This window comes from Anaerolineales bacterium, from assembly GCA_022866145.1.
In the GTDB taxonomy this organism is placed as follows: Bacteria; Chloroflexota; Anaerolineae; order Anaerolineales; family E44-bin32; genus PFL42.
Genome location: JALHUE010000473.1, coordinates 1 through 1,592 on the forward strand (window position 1 = coordinate 1; position 1,592 = coordinate 1,592).

Below are 1,592 nucleotides of genomic sequence, written 5' to 3' on the forward strand. Positions count from 1 at the left end.
ACCACGCTCGAATACCAGAACCTGCCGCGGGCCATCTACTCGCAGCCGCAGGTCGCCTCCTTCGGCTTGACCGAGGCGCAGGCACGCGAACAAGGCTTGGAGTACCGGGTGGGGCGCTTCAACTTCCAGGCCAACGGCAAGGCGCTGGGGATGGGGGACTACGCCGGTTGGGTCAAGATCCTGCGCAGTACCCGCTACGGTGAAATCTTGGGGGCGCACTTGATCGGCCCCGAAGTGACCGAGCTGCTGCCGGAGCTCACCCTGGCACAGCAGATGGAGCTGACGCCGGCCGAGATTGCCCGTAACGTCCATGCCCATCCGACGCTGAGCGAGGTCCTGATGGAGGCAGCCCACGCCGCCGAAGGACATGCCATTCATATGTAGCCTGCCGCCTACGCACCGCGGCTCGAGTTGACCAGACCGGGGGCTTGCCCCGACGAGGACGGAGAACCGAATATGGCAGAGATCGCACGCGGGCTAGAGGGAATCGTCGTCTGTGAGACACGCCTCAGCCGGGTGGACGGCGAGGCGGGTGAACTGACGATCGCCGGATTCCCGCTGGAGGAACTGGCGCCGAACGCCACCTTCGAAGAAGTGCTGTTCCTGCTGTGGTCGGACCGCCTGCCGACGGCGCAGGGGCTGCTGGCGCTGCGCCAGGAGCTCTCTCTGCGTCGGCCGCTGGCGCCGGCCTCGCTGCAGATGCTCGAAATCTCCGCTCGGCTGAAGATCCCTCCCATGGACGCCCTGCGCATGGCCGTCGACGCCATCGGGACCTGTGAGGGCGAGCCCCATCGCCCGCCGGACCTGCCGGATGTGGGCTGCGGCATCGCCCTGACCGCACCGATGCCGACGATCGTGGCGGCCTACTGGCGCCTGCTGCACGGACAGGAGCCGATCGCGCCGGATCCGGCCATCGGCCATGCCGCCAACTTCCTCTACATGCTCGAAGGCAAGCTGCCGCCTGCCGACAAGGTCAGGGCGCTGGAGACCTACCTGAACACGGTCGTCGATCACGGGATGAACGCCTCGACCTTCACGGCGCGGGTCATCGCCAGCACTCGCTCGGACATGCTCTCGGCCGTGGTCGGCGGGATCGGCGCCCTGAAGGGGCCGCTCCACGGCGGCGCGCCCGGCCCGGCGTTGGATATGGTGTTCGAGATCCGTGCCCGCGCGGCGCGCTCCGGCAAGTCCGTCGCCGAAGAGGCCGATGCCTGGGTGCGTGAGACGATGCAGTCGGGCGGCCGGATCATGGGCTTCGGCCATCGGGTGTACAAGGTGCGCGACCCGCGGGCCAATGTGCTCGCCCTGGCCGCCGAGAAGCTGTTCGCCGGCGCCGGCTCGGCCAGCCTGTATGAGGACGCCCGCACGGTCGAGCAGGCAACGCTGAGGGTGTTGGAGGAGCTCAAGCCCGGCCGCAACCTGCAGACCAACGTCGAGTTCTACACGGCGTTGGTGCTACATGGCATCGGGCTTGAGGTCGAGCTGTTCACCCCGACGTTCGCCATCTCGCGGGTTGGTGGCTGGACGGCGCATGTCCTCGAACAGATCAAGGAAGACCGACTGATTCGGCCGCAGTCGGTGTACGTCGGCCC

At 67.7% G+C, this 1,592-nt stretch carries 2 protein-coding genes; both read left to right on the top strand.

The annotated features are described in order from the left end of the window. Positions 1-384 (top strand): dihydrolipoyl dehydrogenase (locus MUO23_13945; protein ID MCJ7514053.1); only part of this gene is annotated, 384 nt, incomplete at its 5' end. A gap of 72 nt (positions 385-456) precedes the next feature. After that, a partial coding sequence (locus MUO23_13950) for a citrate synthase/methylcitrate synthase (GenBank protein ID MCJ7514054.1) occupies positions 457-1,592 on the top strand: 1,136 nt, incomplete at its 3' end.